12 protein-coding genes and 1 pseudogene are annotated in these 13,597 nt (G+C 70.7%); 5 read left to right on the forward strand and 8 right to left on the reverse strand.

Going from position 1 to position 13,597, the window contains the following annotated elements; translation table 11 throughout:
• Window positions 1–203 precede the first annotated feature (203 nt).
• From SLAV_RS39270 to SLAV_RS39300, 7 genes are read right to left on the reverse strand one after another with little or no spacing between them, the layout of a single operon-like run.
• Complete coding sequence (locus SLAV_RS39270; RefSeq protein ID WP_030239821.1) at window positions 204–1,322, reverse strand: C40 family peptidase; 1,119 nt, start codon at window positions 1,320–1,322, stop codon at window positions 204–206.
• Window positions 1,319–4,021 (reverse strand): hypothetical protein, encoded by a 2,703-nt coding sequence (locus tag SLAV_RS39275; protein ID WP_051841427.1) that lies wholly within the window; start codon window positions 4,019–4,021, stop codon window positions 1,319–1,321. The genes SLAV_RS39270 and SLAV_RS39275 overlap by 4 nt, the downstream gene beginning before the upstream one ends.
• A complete protein-coding gene (locus tag SLAV_RS39280) occupies window positions 4,018–4,251 on the reverse strand; it encodes a hypothetical protein (protein WP_030239817.1) in 234 nt (77 codons plus the stop codon). Before SLAV_RS39280 ends, SLAV_RS39275 begins: the two co-directional genes overlap by 4 nt.
• Entirely contained in the window at window positions 4,248–6,824 is a 2,577-nt protein-coding gene (locus tag SLAV_RS39285) for an ATP-binding protein (protein ID WP_030239814.1), read from the reverse strand. Before SLAV_RS39285 ends, SLAV_RS39280 begins: the two co-directional genes overlap by 4 nt.
• Complete coding sequence (locus tag SLAV_RS39290) at window positions 6,824–7,369, reverse strand: hypothetical protein (RefSeq protein ID WP_051841426.1); 546 nt, start codon at window positions 7,367–7,369, stop codon at window positions 6,824–6,826. The genes SLAV_RS39285 and SLAV_RS39290 overlap by 1 nt, the downstream gene beginning before the upstream one ends.
• Window positions 7,366–7,674 carry a hypothetical protein gene (locus SLAV_RS39295; protein WP_051841425.1) on the reverse strand — a complete coding sequence of 103 codons (309 nt, stop codon included), beginning with the start codon at window positions 7,672–7,674 and terminating at the stop codon, window positions 7,366–7,368. The genes SLAV_RS39290 and SLAV_RS39295 overlap by 4 nt, the downstream gene beginning before the upstream one ends.
• On the reverse strand, window positions 7,671–8,750 hold the full coding sequence (locus SLAV_RS39300; RefSeq protein ID WP_100660723.1) for a conjugal transfer protein: 1,080 nt from the start codon (window positions 8,748–8,750) through the stop codon (window positions 7,671–7,673). The genes SLAV_RS39295 and SLAV_RS39300 overlap by 4 nt, the downstream gene beginning before the upstream one ends.
• A gap of 502 nt (window positions 8,751–9,252) precedes the next feature.
• On the opposite strand from SLAV_RS39300, the gene SLAV_RS39305 reads away from it, so the two are divergent.
• Both SLAV_RS39305 and cutA read left to right on the forward strand, forming a co-directional pair.
• Complete coding sequence (locus tag SLAV_RS39305) at window positions 9,253–9,798, forward strand: hypothetical protein (RefSeq protein ID WP_030239806.1); 546 nt, start codon at window positions 9,253–9,255, stop codon at window positions 9,796–9,798.
• A 669-nt stretch (window positions 9,799–10,467) separates the two neighbouring features.
• Window positions 10,468–10,794, forward strand: a complete 327-nt coding sequence (gene cutA, locus SLAV_RS39310; protein ID WP_030239803.1) for a divalent-cation tolerance protein CutA — start codon at window positions 10,468–10,470, stop codon at window positions 10,792–10,794.
• A gap of 32 nt (window positions 10,795–10,826) precedes the next feature.
• On the opposite strand, the gene SLAV_RS39315 is transcribed toward cutA, so the two are convergent.
• The gene (locus tag SLAV_RS39315; RefSeq protein ID WP_030239801.1) at window positions 10,827–12,068 is read right to left on the reverse strand and encodes a helix-turn-helix domain-containing protein; all 1,242 of its coding nucleotides are present in this window, start codon (window positions 12,066–12,068) and stop codon (window positions 10,827–10,829) included.
• Window positions 12,069–12,223: 155 nt separating this feature from the next.
• Between SLAV_RS39315 and SLAV_RS39320 the strand changes: the two genes are divergently transcribed.
• The 3 genes and pseudogenes from SLAV_RS39320 to SLAV_RS39325 all read left to right on the forward strand — a co-directional run bounded on the left by SLAV_RS39320 (window position 12,224) and on the right by SLAV_RS39325 (window position 13,463).
• The gene (locus SLAV_RS39320) at window positions 12,224–12,718 is read left to right on the forward strand and encodes an ATP-binding protein (protein ID WP_051841423.1); all 495 of its coding nucleotides are present in this window, start codon (window positions 12,224–12,226) and stop codon (window positions 12,716–12,718) included.
• 56 nt (window positions 12,719–12,774) lie between these two features.
• Window positions 12,775–13,110 (forward strand): annotated as a pseudogene (locus SLAV_RS43825) (hypothetical protein); the annotation flags it as partial.
• A gap of 143 nt (window positions 13,111–13,253) precedes the next feature.
• Window positions 13,254–13,463, forward strand: coding sequence for a DUF5999 family protein (locus SLAV_RS39325; RefSeq protein ID WP_030239796.1), 210 nt, complete (start codon window positions 13,254–13,256; stop codon window positions 13,461–13,463).
• Window positions 13,464–13,597: the final 134 nt, after the last annotated feature.

Consider the following 13,597-nt stretch of genomic DNA (forward strand, 5'->3'; position numbering starts at 1 on the left):
CGGTGAGGCAGACGAACGTACGGGCGGCAGCAGTGGGGAGTTGGCCGGGTGCGCGCTCCGGACCGGAATCGTCGCGGGCGGGGGCTGCATGGCGGACGGAGGATTTCCCCCGCTGTGCACTCCCGCGTAGAGCAGACAGATTCCGGCGGCGGTGAGGACAGTGGCGGCGGTGATCAGGCGCCCGCCTGTCCAGGGGGCGGTGGTCACAGGAGGCGTGCCCCTCCCGCGTAGTCGGGCATCGCGGTTACCGGGTCGATCTGCACCTGCTTGCCCGGCCGGGGTGCGTTGATCATTTTTCCGTCGCCGAGGTAGATCCCGACGTGGTGGATGGTGGAGTCGGAGGTGGGGCTGTAGCCGTAGAAGATGAGGTCGCCGGGGACCAGGGCGTTGTATCCGGCTGAGGCGGGGATCCGGCGGCCGGCACGCGCCTGTTCGGCTGCGGTGCGGGGGAGGTTGATACCGGCCTTGGCGTAGGCGTACTGGGTCAGACCGGAGCAGTCGAAGCCGCTGACGATGCTGCCGTCCTGCCCGTCGGGGGAGCAGCAGATCCCGGTGGTCGGGCCGGAGGGGCCGCCGCCGCCCCAGGAGTAGGGCTGTCCCTGCTGGGCGAGGGCGGCCTGGATGACCGCGCCGACGTTTCCAGACGGGAGGGTAGGGACGCGGCCGAGGGCGTCGTAGCGGTCGATGCCCGACATGACGTCGTCCACGTACGCCCAGGACAGGTTGTAGGTGTGGATCGCTGCGCGGAGCTGGTCTCGGTTGCCGAGGTCGCGGCCGTTGCCGCACAGGTAGACGGCCGCCGCCAGGGCGGCGTCGTCCACGTTGTGCGGGCTGATGACCCCGTCCCCGTTCCCGTCTTTGCCGTAGGCGCGGAAGGTTTCGGGCAGGAACTGGAACGGGCCGACGGCCCGCTCGTATTCGCTGTCGTTGTCCCAGGCGCCGCCGTCGGTGTCGCGGATGGGGGTGGTGTTTCCGCCGGCCCCGGAGCCGTCCAGGCGCGGGCCCACGATGACCGGCTGGATGTCCCCGCCCGCGCCGACCAGGTGGCCGGAGGCGTGGTCGGATTCGACGCGGGCGATCCCGGCGAGGATCTGCCAGCGCATGCCCTTGCACCCGCTGACGTACCGGGTGACCTGGGGGGCGCCGGTGAGGTAGCCCGCGAGCATCCGCTCAGGGATCCCGGCCGCCGCCGCGCTGACCGTGCCCCCGCGACCGGTCCGGTTTTTAGCCGTTGCGGCGGCGAGGAGGACGGGCCCGGTGCAGCACACGGCCGCCACGGCCAGCAGCACGCCCAGACATCCCAGCTTCTTCCACCTCTTCACTGGCCGCCGTCCTCACGCGGGTGGCGTCCGGCAGCACGCGGAGCCTGAAGGAGGGCCAGCAGCCGGTCGCGGTCCGTCGAGGCCGGGCCGTGGCTTTCGCCCCGTGCGCCGGCCAGGCGGGGCTGGCCCGGTGACTGCTGACGGCGGCCTGAGGGCGGTGCAGACGCGCGGGCAGGTGCCGCGCCGGCCGCTGCGGCTGTGTCCAGACGGCTGATCGTGGTCCGCGGCCCGCCTGCGCGGCCGCTGTGGAGCGGGGCGGCGTGGATGGCCGCTGCGATGGCGGCGTCACGGACGGAGCCCATGGGGTCGTGGACCTGCCACGCGGTGGCAAGGGCCTGCCCCGTGTGGTCGACGCCGTCCGCCCACCGCCCGCCGTCCTCACGGACCTGGAGAGCAGCCACCCGCAGCTGTGTCCGGGCGTCCTCGGTGAACCGCGATGCCGCGCCGTTGGCACGGCCGATGTTGCGGGGCAGGCCCAGGGTCGCGCCGTAGGCGAGGCGGGCGCTGCGGGAGGCAATGCGGTAACCGCGCAACCGGGAGGCACGGGCGTGGACGCGTGATCCGAGCAGAGGAGGGTCGGTATCGGGAGCGTGGAGAACCTCACCGGTCCACTGGTCCACCACCATGGCGCCCCCGGCCCCCGGCCGGTTGCCTCCGTGCCAGCCGTTTGCGGCGTGGTGCAGCCGTGCGGCCGCAGGGTGCCTGGCGGGCCTGGGGCCGATCAGAGCGGTGTGCGCGCCGCGCCACGCCATGTGCGTGCCGCGCAGCGCCATCGCCAGCGGGGCGATCCCGCGCCGTCCTTCGGCCAGAGCGTCACCGAGCAGCCGGCCCGACGCCATCGGCATCCCGCTGCCGTCGGCCAGCGACGCGAGGCTGCCCAGGGACCGCAGCCGCGCCCCGAACGCGCTGTGCGCGGCCGACGGCCCCCCGTAGCGTCCCAGACCCCCACCGCCGCCGCCTGCGGGGCCGTTCATGGCGAGGGCGGCGCCAAGTTCGGAGCTGTCGCCGCGCAGGTGGGTGCCGCCGATCTTTGAGTACCGCATCCGGGTCGCCATGCGCTGCCCAAAACTGGCGGTCGCGGCCAGGATCCGGCGGTGCATGATCAGAAACGCCACGGCGAGGGCGTCGACGAGCAGCAGCCGTTCCACAATCAGGTCGGGACCGCTGTCGGACAGCAGGGCATCCACGCCGATCCCGAAGAGCGGCAGAGCCATCGCAGCCATGAAGGAGACCAGGGCAGAGACGATGAACACGCCAAGCCACCGCCACAGCACCATCCGGGAGGGCCCGGGAAGCATCGCCCACACCCAGGCCACGGGGCCTGCCGCAGCAGTCGCGGCATCGGATGCCTGCGCACCGAGCATCACCACCGCCATCGAGACGATCATCAAGGTGACGACGATGACGGCGACGAGGAGGGCAATGACCGCCCACACCCGGTCCCAGGAGGGCTTCACCGCATAGTCGGCGCAGGCCGATCCGACCGGACCCGCCTTGTCCAGCTCCTTCACGAGCGTCGAGAACGCAGAGTCCTTGTCGGCTCTGCCGGTTCCGGTGCCGTTTTCGCAATAGTCACGGGCCGGCTTGTCCAGCTTCCCGCAAGGGTTGGCCTGACTCTCGGCCCCCTGGCGCTCACACGTCTCCTTGGCCGACCCGAACAGCAGCTTGCAGTCCGCATTGGCCGCCTGGCCGCCGGACTCGGCGACGCTTCGCTCGCACTCCTGTTTGACCGGCCCGACCACCCCCGCGCACTTCGAGAGGTCGGCGCCGCTCCGCTTCTGCTCGTCCTGACCGCTCTTGACCCACTTCACGTGAGCCTTGTAAGCGGCGGCGTCACCAGGGACCTTCGGGTCGAGGATCCGGCCGTACTGGAGCAGCATGTAGGGCTTGACGACCAGGGCGTCCGTGAGCGCGTTCTGGATTGGTCCGGTCACGGTCTTTGCCTCAGCCCGCTCCGTCACACACGCCTCGTGGGCCGGGCCGACCGCACTGTCACACGGGCGCGCCCCCCGGGCAGGGGTGTCGAAGTAGGAGCCGGTGGTGATGGCCGCGACCTCGATGGCGGCCTGGTGCGTCTGGGCGAGGGGCCCGTCCCTTCCCAGCAGGTAGTCGGGCCGGATGAACGCACTGGTGGCCAGGGCTGCAATCACCAGGGTCATCACGATCTCTCCCAGCCCCGTGCCGACCTTGCCGCGCACAAACAGGATCAGCCCGAAAACGAAAGCCCATGCCAGCAGCAGCCCCGAGAGCCCGAGCGCGCCCACGACATGCCGCTGGTACGCGTCGGCGAGACGCTGCGCCGGATTCGTCAGCAAGCTCAGCAAGGGGAACTTGAACACGAAGTCGAGCAGCCAGCAGCACAGCCCCACGAGCAGCCGCACCAGCGTGAACAGGCCGGACAGCACCAGGCGCTGGAGCTCGCCCGCCACATCAAGGTCCGGCACCCCGCCGTTCTCGATCAGCTTGACCGCCGGAACCCCGTCCGGCGCGCCGGCCACGGCCTCCAGCTGGTAGCCGCTGAGCAGCGCACCCTCACGGGTGTAAATGTCCAGCGGGCTCAGCAGCCCGCCCCCGGAGGCGTCGCCCCCGTCGGCTGCGACCGCGACCGCGGTGTTCGTCACCAGGAACACCACGGTGAGCAGCGCGACGAACCCGGCCGCCCGCACCGTCCCCCGGTCGAAAGGGAAACGGGCCCTCACAGCCGACGCCCAGCGCTGCTCACAAGCCCGATGGCGGCTGCCACGGCGGCGGTGGAGAACAGCAGGAGGGCGGTACGGCTGTTGAGCCCGCCGGGCCAGACCACGGCCTGCGCCGCCGGGCCCGGCATCCTGCACGGGATGGCCCAGGCGGCCGCGGTGCAGGTGAGCAGCAGCAGGGCAACGGCAGCCAGAAGCAGCGGGCGCACGCCGGCCGGGGTGGTGCGGGTCATGAGTTCCCCCTGGAGGCCGGGGCTTTCGCCGTCCGGCCAGGTGTGGTGAAGATCGACTCTTTGAGGCGGGGCACGGGCGGGACGACGACCTTGATCCGGCCGACCTGCATCCGCGGATCACGCAGGAACATCTCGCCCTCACGGCCGCTCTGTCCCACGGGTGACAAGCCCGTGGTGACCATCCGCACCAGGTCCTCGTCGTCGCCGTCCAGGCCGAGGAAGCGCAGCCCCTCGGCGGCGCGGACACGGTCGCTGGTGCGGGCGAGGAACCGGTAGGCGATCAGGGCCGCGTCGGCTCCGAGTTCGGCCTTGTCGTGGGCGCCGAGGAAGCAGCCGGCGCCGTGCTTGCGGCCGTCGTGGAGGATCTCGTGGACCAGCGCGGAGCCCTCCGCCGAGGAGGTCAGCCAGTACACCTCGTCCATCGACACCAGACAGAACCGCTCCGGGTCGGTGAAAGCCGCCTGCCGGGCGATCGCGGCGATCAGGTAGAGGACGGCCCGCCCAATGAGGGCTTCCAGCGGCTGCTGGCGCAGGACCTCGGCGTCGGCGAAGGCCTCCCGAGGCGGCAAGGTCAGGCCGGTGGTGGTGACCACCACCAGATCGGCGCCCAGGTCCCCGTCCAGCGTGACCGGTGGCAGGTCCGCGTCGAAGACCATGGCCGCGAGCGGGTTGTCGCGCACAATCCGCAGCAGGTCCGCCAAGGTGGCCGCGGCGTCGGCACGCGTGGTCGCGCTGCCCGTCTTGCCCAGGCCGTCGAGGACGTCCAGAACCTGGCCCATGGACGGATCCGCACCCGCGCATACCTCCTGGACCGCGTGATGCAGCACCGCCCCAGCGGCGGTCATCGCGCCGACACCCAGCTGCAACGTCAGGTACGACAGCGCGTAGTGGGCGCCGACGGCCCCGCCGAACACGCGCAGCGGGTCGATGGACACCTCCGCGCGAGCAGCGTCAATGACCTCACACCGCTCGCCCAACGCGGCCCGCCCGAAGCTCGCCCACTCCCGGATCGGAGTCCGGTCGATAACGATGGCCCGCCCGCCCTGGTCCACGACCGCCGCGGTGACCAGCTTCTCCAGGACGCTCTTACCGGCGCCGAGATCCCCGACCACCGCCAGCGAAGCGGACGCGTTCACCTGCGGCGCATCGGCCGGGTTCAGCAGCACAGGGCGAATAGTGCCGCTGTCCAGATCGTGACCGACCAGCATCCCGCCCGGGTCCCCCACCCCCGACAACGTGAACGCCCCCGCGGCGGCCCAGTCCTCCGACAACTGGTGCTGGGTGAACTGGCCCAGCTTCGCCGGACGGGCAGTGCCAGGCAGGGACAGAGCGAACAGGTCTTCCTGCATCCCATAGGGGCGCTCCACCCGGTAGTCACCCCCCGACAGAGCCGCCGACAGCTCCCGAGCCCGCGCATCACACGTAGCCGCGTCCGGCCCCCACACGGACAGCACCGTCACCGACTGGACCTCGACCTCCACCGACGTCCGCGCCATCCGCGCGTCCTGCTCGGCAAGATCCCCCGCCGCCTCCGGCAGCGAATGCGGCATCCCGGTCGGCTGCGCCCCGTACTGGCCCGCCTGGTCCAGGAGCTCGCGCTTCTTGCGCTGGACCTGGGCTCGGGCCTTCTTCGCCGGGACGATCCGCAGATCCACACACACATCGACCGGGAAATGCAGCTGCTCCAGCTGCGCCAGGACGTCCGCGCTGTCGACTGCCACGGCGGGCGGAAGCTCGGCGAGCACGAGGTGGGACTGATAGCCGGTACCGGCCTCGGATTCGACCTGCAGCCACCGGCGGCCCAGAGGGGACGCGGTGCCGGCCTTACGCCACCACGGCCGGTCGGCGGCCTTCGCCCTGCCCGGGATCCGGGTGTCCTGCCCGCCTTCGGCGAGACGGATCTGCCCCAGATCCGCGTACGAGGGAGAGGAGAGCCGGCCCTCACGGACGCGGCTGCCGTAGAGCGAGCTGTGCTCAGCGTCCGACAGCAACGGCTCCTGGTCGAGACCGCGGTGCACGGCGTGCTGCACCATCCACACGATCTCCGCCGGGGACGCCGGCCGCAGCCCGAGTCCGCCACCCAGGGACGTCTGGATCCGCTCGGCCTCCGCGAACGCGGCGGTCACCTCCGCCTCCGGCACCGGTACGGGCGGCAGGTCCAGTACGGCGGACACCTCCCCGTACAGGGTGTTGAAGGAAGAGGCCGCAGTCCCCGACCGGCGCGGGAGCGCCACAGCCAGCCACAGGGTCCGCTCGTGCATCTCCTGCCCGGCCAGCAGGTCGACAGCCGCCGCGCAGGTTTCCGCCCAGGCGGGCAGGCGCTGCCAGTCCAGGCCGGCCACCATCCGCTCGGCGATCTCGCCCGGGTCGGTCCGCGCCGCCAGAACGAACAGCCTCGGCTCCATCGCAGGCATCGACCGCACCAGGGAAGTGACCCGGTCCAGCAGGTCCTGACGCACGCGGGCGGGAAGATAGCCGCCCGCCAGCGGCGTCACCCGCCACACCGCCCAGACACGGGCAGAAGCCGACCACAGCAGATGACCGGCAACATGCCGGAACGGAGGAGTACGCATCACGCCGCCCTCCTTGCGGAGCCCGTCAGGAGCGAGTCCAAGCCCGACCCCGCCGCCGCACGCCCCGACACAGCGGGCAGCCGTACGACGGCGCCGCCCGCTCCGGCCGCCCCGCTTGCCCGGCTCACGGCGTCCGAAGGGGCACCGGGCAGCACGGAGCTGGGGGCAGGCTGGATGACGAACCTGCCGCGCAGGCAGCAGGACCGGCGCTCACGGGCGATCCGCCCACCGATCCGCCCCGCCGGATGCCGCAGCAGCAGCGACAGCACGCCAGCCACGGCGGTGAACGGGTTCTGACCGGCGATCTGCGCACCGCGCACCGCCCACACCGCCACCAGCCACAGCACGACCGGCACCGGCCCCGCCCACGACCACCAGTCGTAGCCCTTGACCAGCGCGAACGCCCCACCACCGAGAACGACCAGCTGCGCGGGCGTGTACGGGCCGAACCAGATGATCCAGTCACCGAGCTTGCCCAGCACCCACGGGTGGCGGCGCGCACCGGTGTAGACACGCGCGACCCGAGCACGCGCCCCCGCGCTCACAGGACCTTCCCGTCCGTGCGGGCCTTCGGAGCCTGCGGCTTGAACGGGGCGGACCCGGTCGAGGGACTCTTGATCTTCTCGGAGAAGAGCCCGGCCAGGGTGTCGCGGGCGTTGTAGATGCCCAGCGCCAGCGCCATGGCGAGCAGCGCCCCGATACCGGCCTTGAGGGAGAACTGGCGGCAGATGACCACCAGGACGATCACCACGAGAGCGACCTTGAGACCGCGGTCGGCCCACTTGCCCAGCATGTCGAAGACTCCGTTGCCCAGGTCGTCAAGCTGACTCGCGAGGAACATGCTGCTCATCGGGTACCTCCTGAGGTGACGGTGGACGGGGCGGTGGGGGATGCGGCGCCTACCGACGCCGGGGCGGGCGAACCGGTCTCCAGGGCACTGATCTCCCAGCGGCCGGCGCGGGCCGTGACGGTCAGGCGGTACTCCAGCGGCCAGCGCGTACCGGCCGCGTCCGATCCCTCGACGCGCACGCGGACACGCGCCCGGCTCCCGTCGGCCGGAACAGCCGTCCCGGCGGCCGCCTCCGCATCGGCGGCGACGTCCTTGACCTCAACCCGCGTGTAGACGGCTGCCGTCGGCGCAGACAGGCGCACCCCGGGCGACAGGTACCGCTCCACGCCCGCCCCCTGCCCGTCGGGGCCCGCGAGGTAGGTCCGCAGGAACTCGGTCAGCGAGACAGCCAGGGAACCGGTGGAAGGGACGGCGCGGCCGAAGACGGACGGGCTGGTCTGGGCCGCCTCAGGAGCGGCAACCTCAGCGGGCGAACCGGTGACGACCAACGGCCCGTCGTCCTGGCCTCCGGTGCCGTTGACGGCGAAGTACCGGGCCACGGGCTGCACGACCGCCTGGTCCGAGCCGCCGGGCGACGGTGCGCGCCGCTCGTCGGTGACGGCGGCGACTGTCACCGTCCACCCGCCACCCGGGAGAAAGACCGTGCGTAGCGGGGTCACCAGCACCGAGGCAGGGCTGCCGGCCTCGCCGGAACGGGAGGGGAGTTCGGCCTGCGGCGCCATCCTCCGCACCGCCGCCCCCACCAGGCTGTCGGCGGCGGACGCGTCGGCGCGCAGCCACAGCTCCACGAAGTAAGCGGCCGTCCCCGCCGGATCAGCCTGAACCCGACTGCTGCTCGGCGTCGGAGCCGGGGCGGCCTGCGCGGCACTCCCGGCCGGGGCCGCCAAGGCGACGGCCAGGGCGAGGGGGCCAGCCGCGAGGGCGGTCCAGACACCGATCCGGGCCAGCCGGGGACCGTGAGATACGGGACGGCCGACGGGGACGGTCTCCGGCCGCGGAGCCCGCAGCGGCTTCGAGACCGCGGCCCAGCTGGCGGGCCGCTCCCGGCCGGGAGGGACAGTGCGACGACGTGTCATGAGGACGCCTTTCGAGGGGAAGTGGAGTTGCTTGCCCCAGAGAACGGCTACGCCCTCACCGCTCCGCTCACCACGGCAAGCCCCGCGCCGTCACGGCTGGGCCACGCTTTTGGTGGGGAGTCACCGGTGACTCCCCACCGCCTCCCCACCGCAGGTCACAGCCCCAGAGACCCCCAACTCACTGGATGCGCGGAGACCTCACCACCAGCGAACTCACCACCTCTAGTTCGTCCACTCGCGGAGGTATCTGCAGGTGGAGGCGCCCAACGTGGCGAAGTTGTCGGCGCTGCAGCGCTCGCAGGTCCAGTGCCGCCTGCGGAGTGCTCGGCGAGGAAGAGACGGGCCTCTTCGAGTGGCGGGGTGCTGGTCCGGAGAGCTGGGCACAGTCGCCACCCTGACGGGCTTGTGCAGGCGATGGGGGAGATGCCGGTCGGCGTCCCTCGTGCGTAGTGACTTCCGGCCGGGCCCGTGTCGTGCGAGCTCTGACCGGCCTTGAACGGGAATGAACACCACCACCGAGACCTTGCTGGCCGCCGCGGCCGCGCTCGCTGTTGCTACCGCCCCTACTGCCGCTGCCGCTGCCGCTGCCCCGGCAGCCGCCACGCTCAGCTACCGTTGCTCTACGAGCACGCAGACGATCGACGACGCCGGATACAGCGGCCCCGCCCCAGATAACTGGGACATCAAAATCCAGGTGTGTGTGGCGCGCTCCGGATCCACCGTCCACACCTACGCCGACATCACCTGGGACGGGCCCGCCTTCTACGCCGCCAAGGACGCGACGATCTTCGACGGAGCCAAGGTCCGGCTCCAGATCATGAAGTCCCGCCAGGGCACCGACCCCGTGGTCGTCGAGCGCGAGTTCGAGATCAAAGACCGGCTGGAGAAAGCGACGTCCGGCGGGGACCGTGACGGGCACTACCGCACGCCAGCGATTAGCCACCTGGCTGGGAGCGGCGCGTACGGGAACGCGGTCCTGTACCTCGACTGGCACAAGGACGGCCGCGGCTACCGGGGCCACGATTACAAGGGCTCACCGACGGTCTGACGATCCGGGCGGCCGCATGAGGAGCCGGGTGTCGCGCGGGGCGGTGGGACGAGGCGTCGCATACCGCCGACACCCATTACGACCGGCGGCACGGCCGCGGAACCCGCGACCCGCTCTCCGAGGTCCCGTTGTACGGCGGCGCCGCGCACGGCGCCGTCGCCAGGGCCCGGGAGGCGGACCGGGCCTGACCGTTGTTCCGCAGGTTTCTGAGTCTGCCGCGGACCGGACATCAACCGGTGCGGGCGAGGCTGCGTTGTTCGCGGCGGGAGACTGTCGAGGCAGAGCGCCGAAGGGCCGCGCCGAGATCGGTCTGGCGTCAGCCGAGGGCCTCACGGATGGACGGGATCAGGCCGCCGGGATGCCGGGCCGTGACGAGTCCCAGCTGGGACGTGGTGGGTGGTCCAGTGCTGGCCGTGCTCATCAGCCGCTCTACGTCCGGAGTGCACGCGGGGCTGTCACCCCACCCTATGAGCGGTGACCGGACGCGCACAGCGAGTATGCAGGATCTGTAAGGAGCGTGCGTGATCCGCAAAGGGGGAACGCAGTCCCGAGGAAGTGTGGTGTCGTTGCCATACGACCGCGAAGGGGCGGCCCTCAGGCCGCCGGCACGAGGGAAACATGCCGACTCTGGGTGCCTAGCGCCTTGGCAAATGATGTGGGAGGAACGTAGTGACGACCGAGATTGTGATCGCGCAGACCACGCTTGGCGATGAGGAGAGTGCGAAGAAGCTGGCTCACGGCGCGGTAGCGGCGCGGCTCGCCGCGTGCGCGCACATCGATGCTCCTCTCACCGCGGTCTACCGGTGGAATGAGAACATCGAGACGGCTGCGGAGTGGCGGGTGTCGTTCAAAACCACGAAGAGTCGGCTGGCGGAACTCGCGGAGTGGGTGGGACAGGAGCACAGCTACGACGTGCCCGAGTGGATCGTGCTCACCGTGGCCGATGTCTCTGACGCCTATCTCGCGTGGGTCGTCAACGAGACGACCCCTGCGTAGATCTCCCTGGTCGCCCAGCGAAACGAAGCTAACTACGCGGCAAGGACACGTAGCTGTGCGGCGAGATCACGTTCTCGGTCGGGCAGCTGGCCAGCGATCGCCAGTGCACGGGCGCGACCCATGGTGTTGGGGCGAGCTGTGGCCGCTGCGACGAACTTTCGGACGACGTGCACGCCGTGCTCGGTGTCGCTGCCCTTCAAAAGGGCAGCGGCCAGATCGCCGAGGATGACGACGCCGGCGTCGGGCAAGTCACTGCCCAGGCGCTGGGTTGCTGCCGTGGCCGCTTCATTGAGCTCGGGGTGCGCCAGTTCCCCCAGAACGGACAACGCGAGGGAATCCATCCGGGCTGGTGACATGAAGCGGACCCAGGTCTGTTCGGCGGTTGGGTCAGCGTAGTCATACGCCGTGCGGGCACGGTCGAGCGCTCGCAGGGCAGGGGTTGTCTCCCCCGCCGCGGCCAGCTCCTCGGCATGGCGCCCGTGGACCCAGGCAGCCGCTGTGGCATTGCCGGGACCGCGCACGTGCTTGGCGGCGTCGGCGAGCAGTTCGATTCTCCGTGCGGGAGTGGAGGCCCCGTAGCTTGCGTAGGCCAGGGTGAGCGCTCGGAGCGGAGGGTGCCCTGCGACCCGGGCGCAGTCGGCGGCCACCTGGTAGTAGCAACGGGCGCTCGGTTGATCGCCGAGGTCCCAGGCAAGCCAGCCTGCAAGAGCTGCCGTCTCCCCTGCGGCGATGCTCAGTTCCTTCTCGTGCGCCCTGGACTGCGCGAGCGCGGTGGTGATCGCATCAAGGTGCACGACGACATTGCGCTGTAGCTGCTGAGCCGTGAGGTGATTCTCGCTGATGTGCAGGGCACCAGCGCGTTCGGCAAGAGTCTCGGCAGAACGGGAGTCGAGCTGGCTGCCCCTGTTGAGGGCATGGGTCAGCCGGCCCCACGGCTCGCTGGCGAGTGCCGCGCCAATGAGCGGGCCCGCCCCCAACATAGTTCGACGTTTCATGTCGTCAAGCTCCTGTTTCACCGGCGACTTCCTGCGTTGTGCACGTGCTGACGCGGCTTCCCTCTTGAGCTGGTCCGGGGACAGGCCACAGGCCACTGCGATATGGGCGACCGTGTGGCTGGTCGGGATGTTCTCCCCGTTCTCGTAGCGGCTGATCTCCCGGCGGGTCATGGTCTCCCGACCAGAGACGGTGTTGATGGCTTCTGCCTGTTGCTCCTGGGTGCGGCCCGCCTCCAGGCGAAGCCGGAGCAGCAGCTGACCGAATGCGTTGCTTGACACGAGTGTGGCCCCTGTCGGTCGGTGTTCCCCCATGGTGGCCCCTGTTTCCCCCTCCAGGTTCCCCCTTGACAGATTTTTCCCCCTCGCAATTCCCCTGGGATGCCGATCTCCGCGCGTGTGGGATGTGTTCATGAACAGCCGAAAGGGGGTGTGACATGGCGCAGATGACTCCTTCGCGATGGCCCTTGCCCGCGGGGCTTCCGCGTCCCGCGCGCAGCTGGGACGTCTGGGAGGTTTCCTTTGTGGTCGAGGGCCGTGGTCTGGGCGAGGTGACGTCCGTCGATGCGCAGCAGGTCGGCGGGATTCGCTCGATCCTGGCCTTCCGGCTCGGGATGTTCGGCCTTTCGGCCTTGAAGGACACGGTGCTGGTGATTGTCAGCGAGATCGTGACCAACGCCGTCGAACACGTCGGCGGCCTCGGCGGCGGCTCGGTGACGTTCGTGCAGCAGCTCAGCAGCAGCCTTCGGTTCGAGGTGACCGACAGCGGCCGTGGGCGACCGCAGCCGCGCAACCCTGGCCCGGACGATGAGCGCGGCCGCGGACTGACCCTCGTGAACGCCCTGACCGACGAGTTGGGCGGGACCTGGGGATTCGACCCGGACAAACGCACCCTGTGGGTCGACCTCCCCATCACCCCGCCCTTGTCGTAGGAGCCCGGCCCCTTTGACCACCCGCTGCCCGTGTTCCCTCGGAGGAAGCCGTGCACATGCTCCCGGTCCGTGTTTTCGACGCCAGCGAAAGCGCAGCCTTCCGCGTTCTTACGGCGCTCAGCGTTCCGGCGGCCGAGCGCGTCTTTGAGGCGTCGCTGGAGTCGATTTTTGACGACCTCAACGACGTTTTCGGCCCCGACTACGTAGCGACGGACGAAGAGGTCCCGGACCTCACCCTCCGGATGCGGGGCCATCTCCTGCTGGTACTTGGCGCCGACCGGACCTACGAGCCCAGAGACGTGATCGTGGCTCGGGCCCTGCTCGACCGGGAAGTGCCGGGCGACGACGTGGGCATCCGGATTCACCTGCGCCGCATGGCCCTTGCCTGCCTCAGCCTGCTTGACAGCTGCGCCGCGTTGCCTCCCCCCGACGTCCGTGCCGGCCCGTCGCCCGCAACGCGGTCTAGCAGGGGTTGCAACGTGCCCCCGCTCCCGCCGCCCCTGACCTTCTGTAGACGACTTTTGCAAGGACGACCATGTGTACCCACGTACCGCCGTGCCCGGCGGCCGCCGACGGCAACCGCGGCGAAGCCCGTCCCGTCGCCAGCCACTCCGACCAGGGGTGCAACTTGCTCTGCAACAGCGTCATCCCCTTCGAGGACGGTGGCGAGCTCCTGCCGGACCAAGCGGGCATTGCCCCCTTGGCGAAGGCCGGCCCGGACACCCGTCAGGCCGACGAGCGGTGATGGGGATCGGCCTGGGGCTGATCGTGGCCATGGCTCTCCTCGTCGTCCTCAGCAGCTGCCGGTAGCCGCCCGTTCGCGGGCGCGGCTTCGCGCCTGCCGTACGTGATCCCGCCGACGTTTCGAACCGCAGCGGC

Source organism: Streptomyces lavendulae subsp. lavendulae, assembly GCF_002803845.1.
Lineage (GTDB): Bacteria > Actinomycetota > Actinomycetes > Streptomycetales > Streptomycetaceae > Streptomyces > Streptomyces lavendulae.

Coding starts and splice junctions, on each gene's coding strand:
- SLAV_RS39280 (WP_030239817.1), bottom strand. CDS start 4,251: ATGACCCGCACCACCCCGGCCGGCGTGCGCCCGCTGCTTCTGGCTGCC.
- SLAV_RS39285 (WP_030239814.1), bottom strand. CDS start 6,824: ATGCGTACTCCTCCGTTCCGGCATGTTGCCGGTCATCTGCTGTGGTCG.
- SLAV_RS39295 (WP_051841425.1), bottom strand. CDS start 7,674: ATGAGCAGCATGTTCCTCGCGAGTCAGCTTGACGACCTGGGCAACGGA.
- SLAV_RS39300 (WP_100660723.1), bottom strand. CDS start 8,750: ATGACACGTCGTCGCACTGTCCCTCCCGGCCGGGAGCGGCCCGCCAGC.
- SLAV_RS39305 (WP_030239806.1), top strand. CDS start 9,253: ATGAACACCACCACCGAGACCTTGCTGGCCGCCGCGGCCGCGCTCGCT.
- SLAV_RS39320 (WP_051841423.1), top strand. CDS start 12,224: ATGGCGCAGATGACTCCTTCGCGATGGCCCTTGCCCGCGGGGCTTCCG.
- SLAV_RS39325 (WP_030239796.1), top strand. CDS start 13,254: ATGTGTACCCACGTACCGCCGTGCCCGGCGGCCGCCGACGGCAACCGC.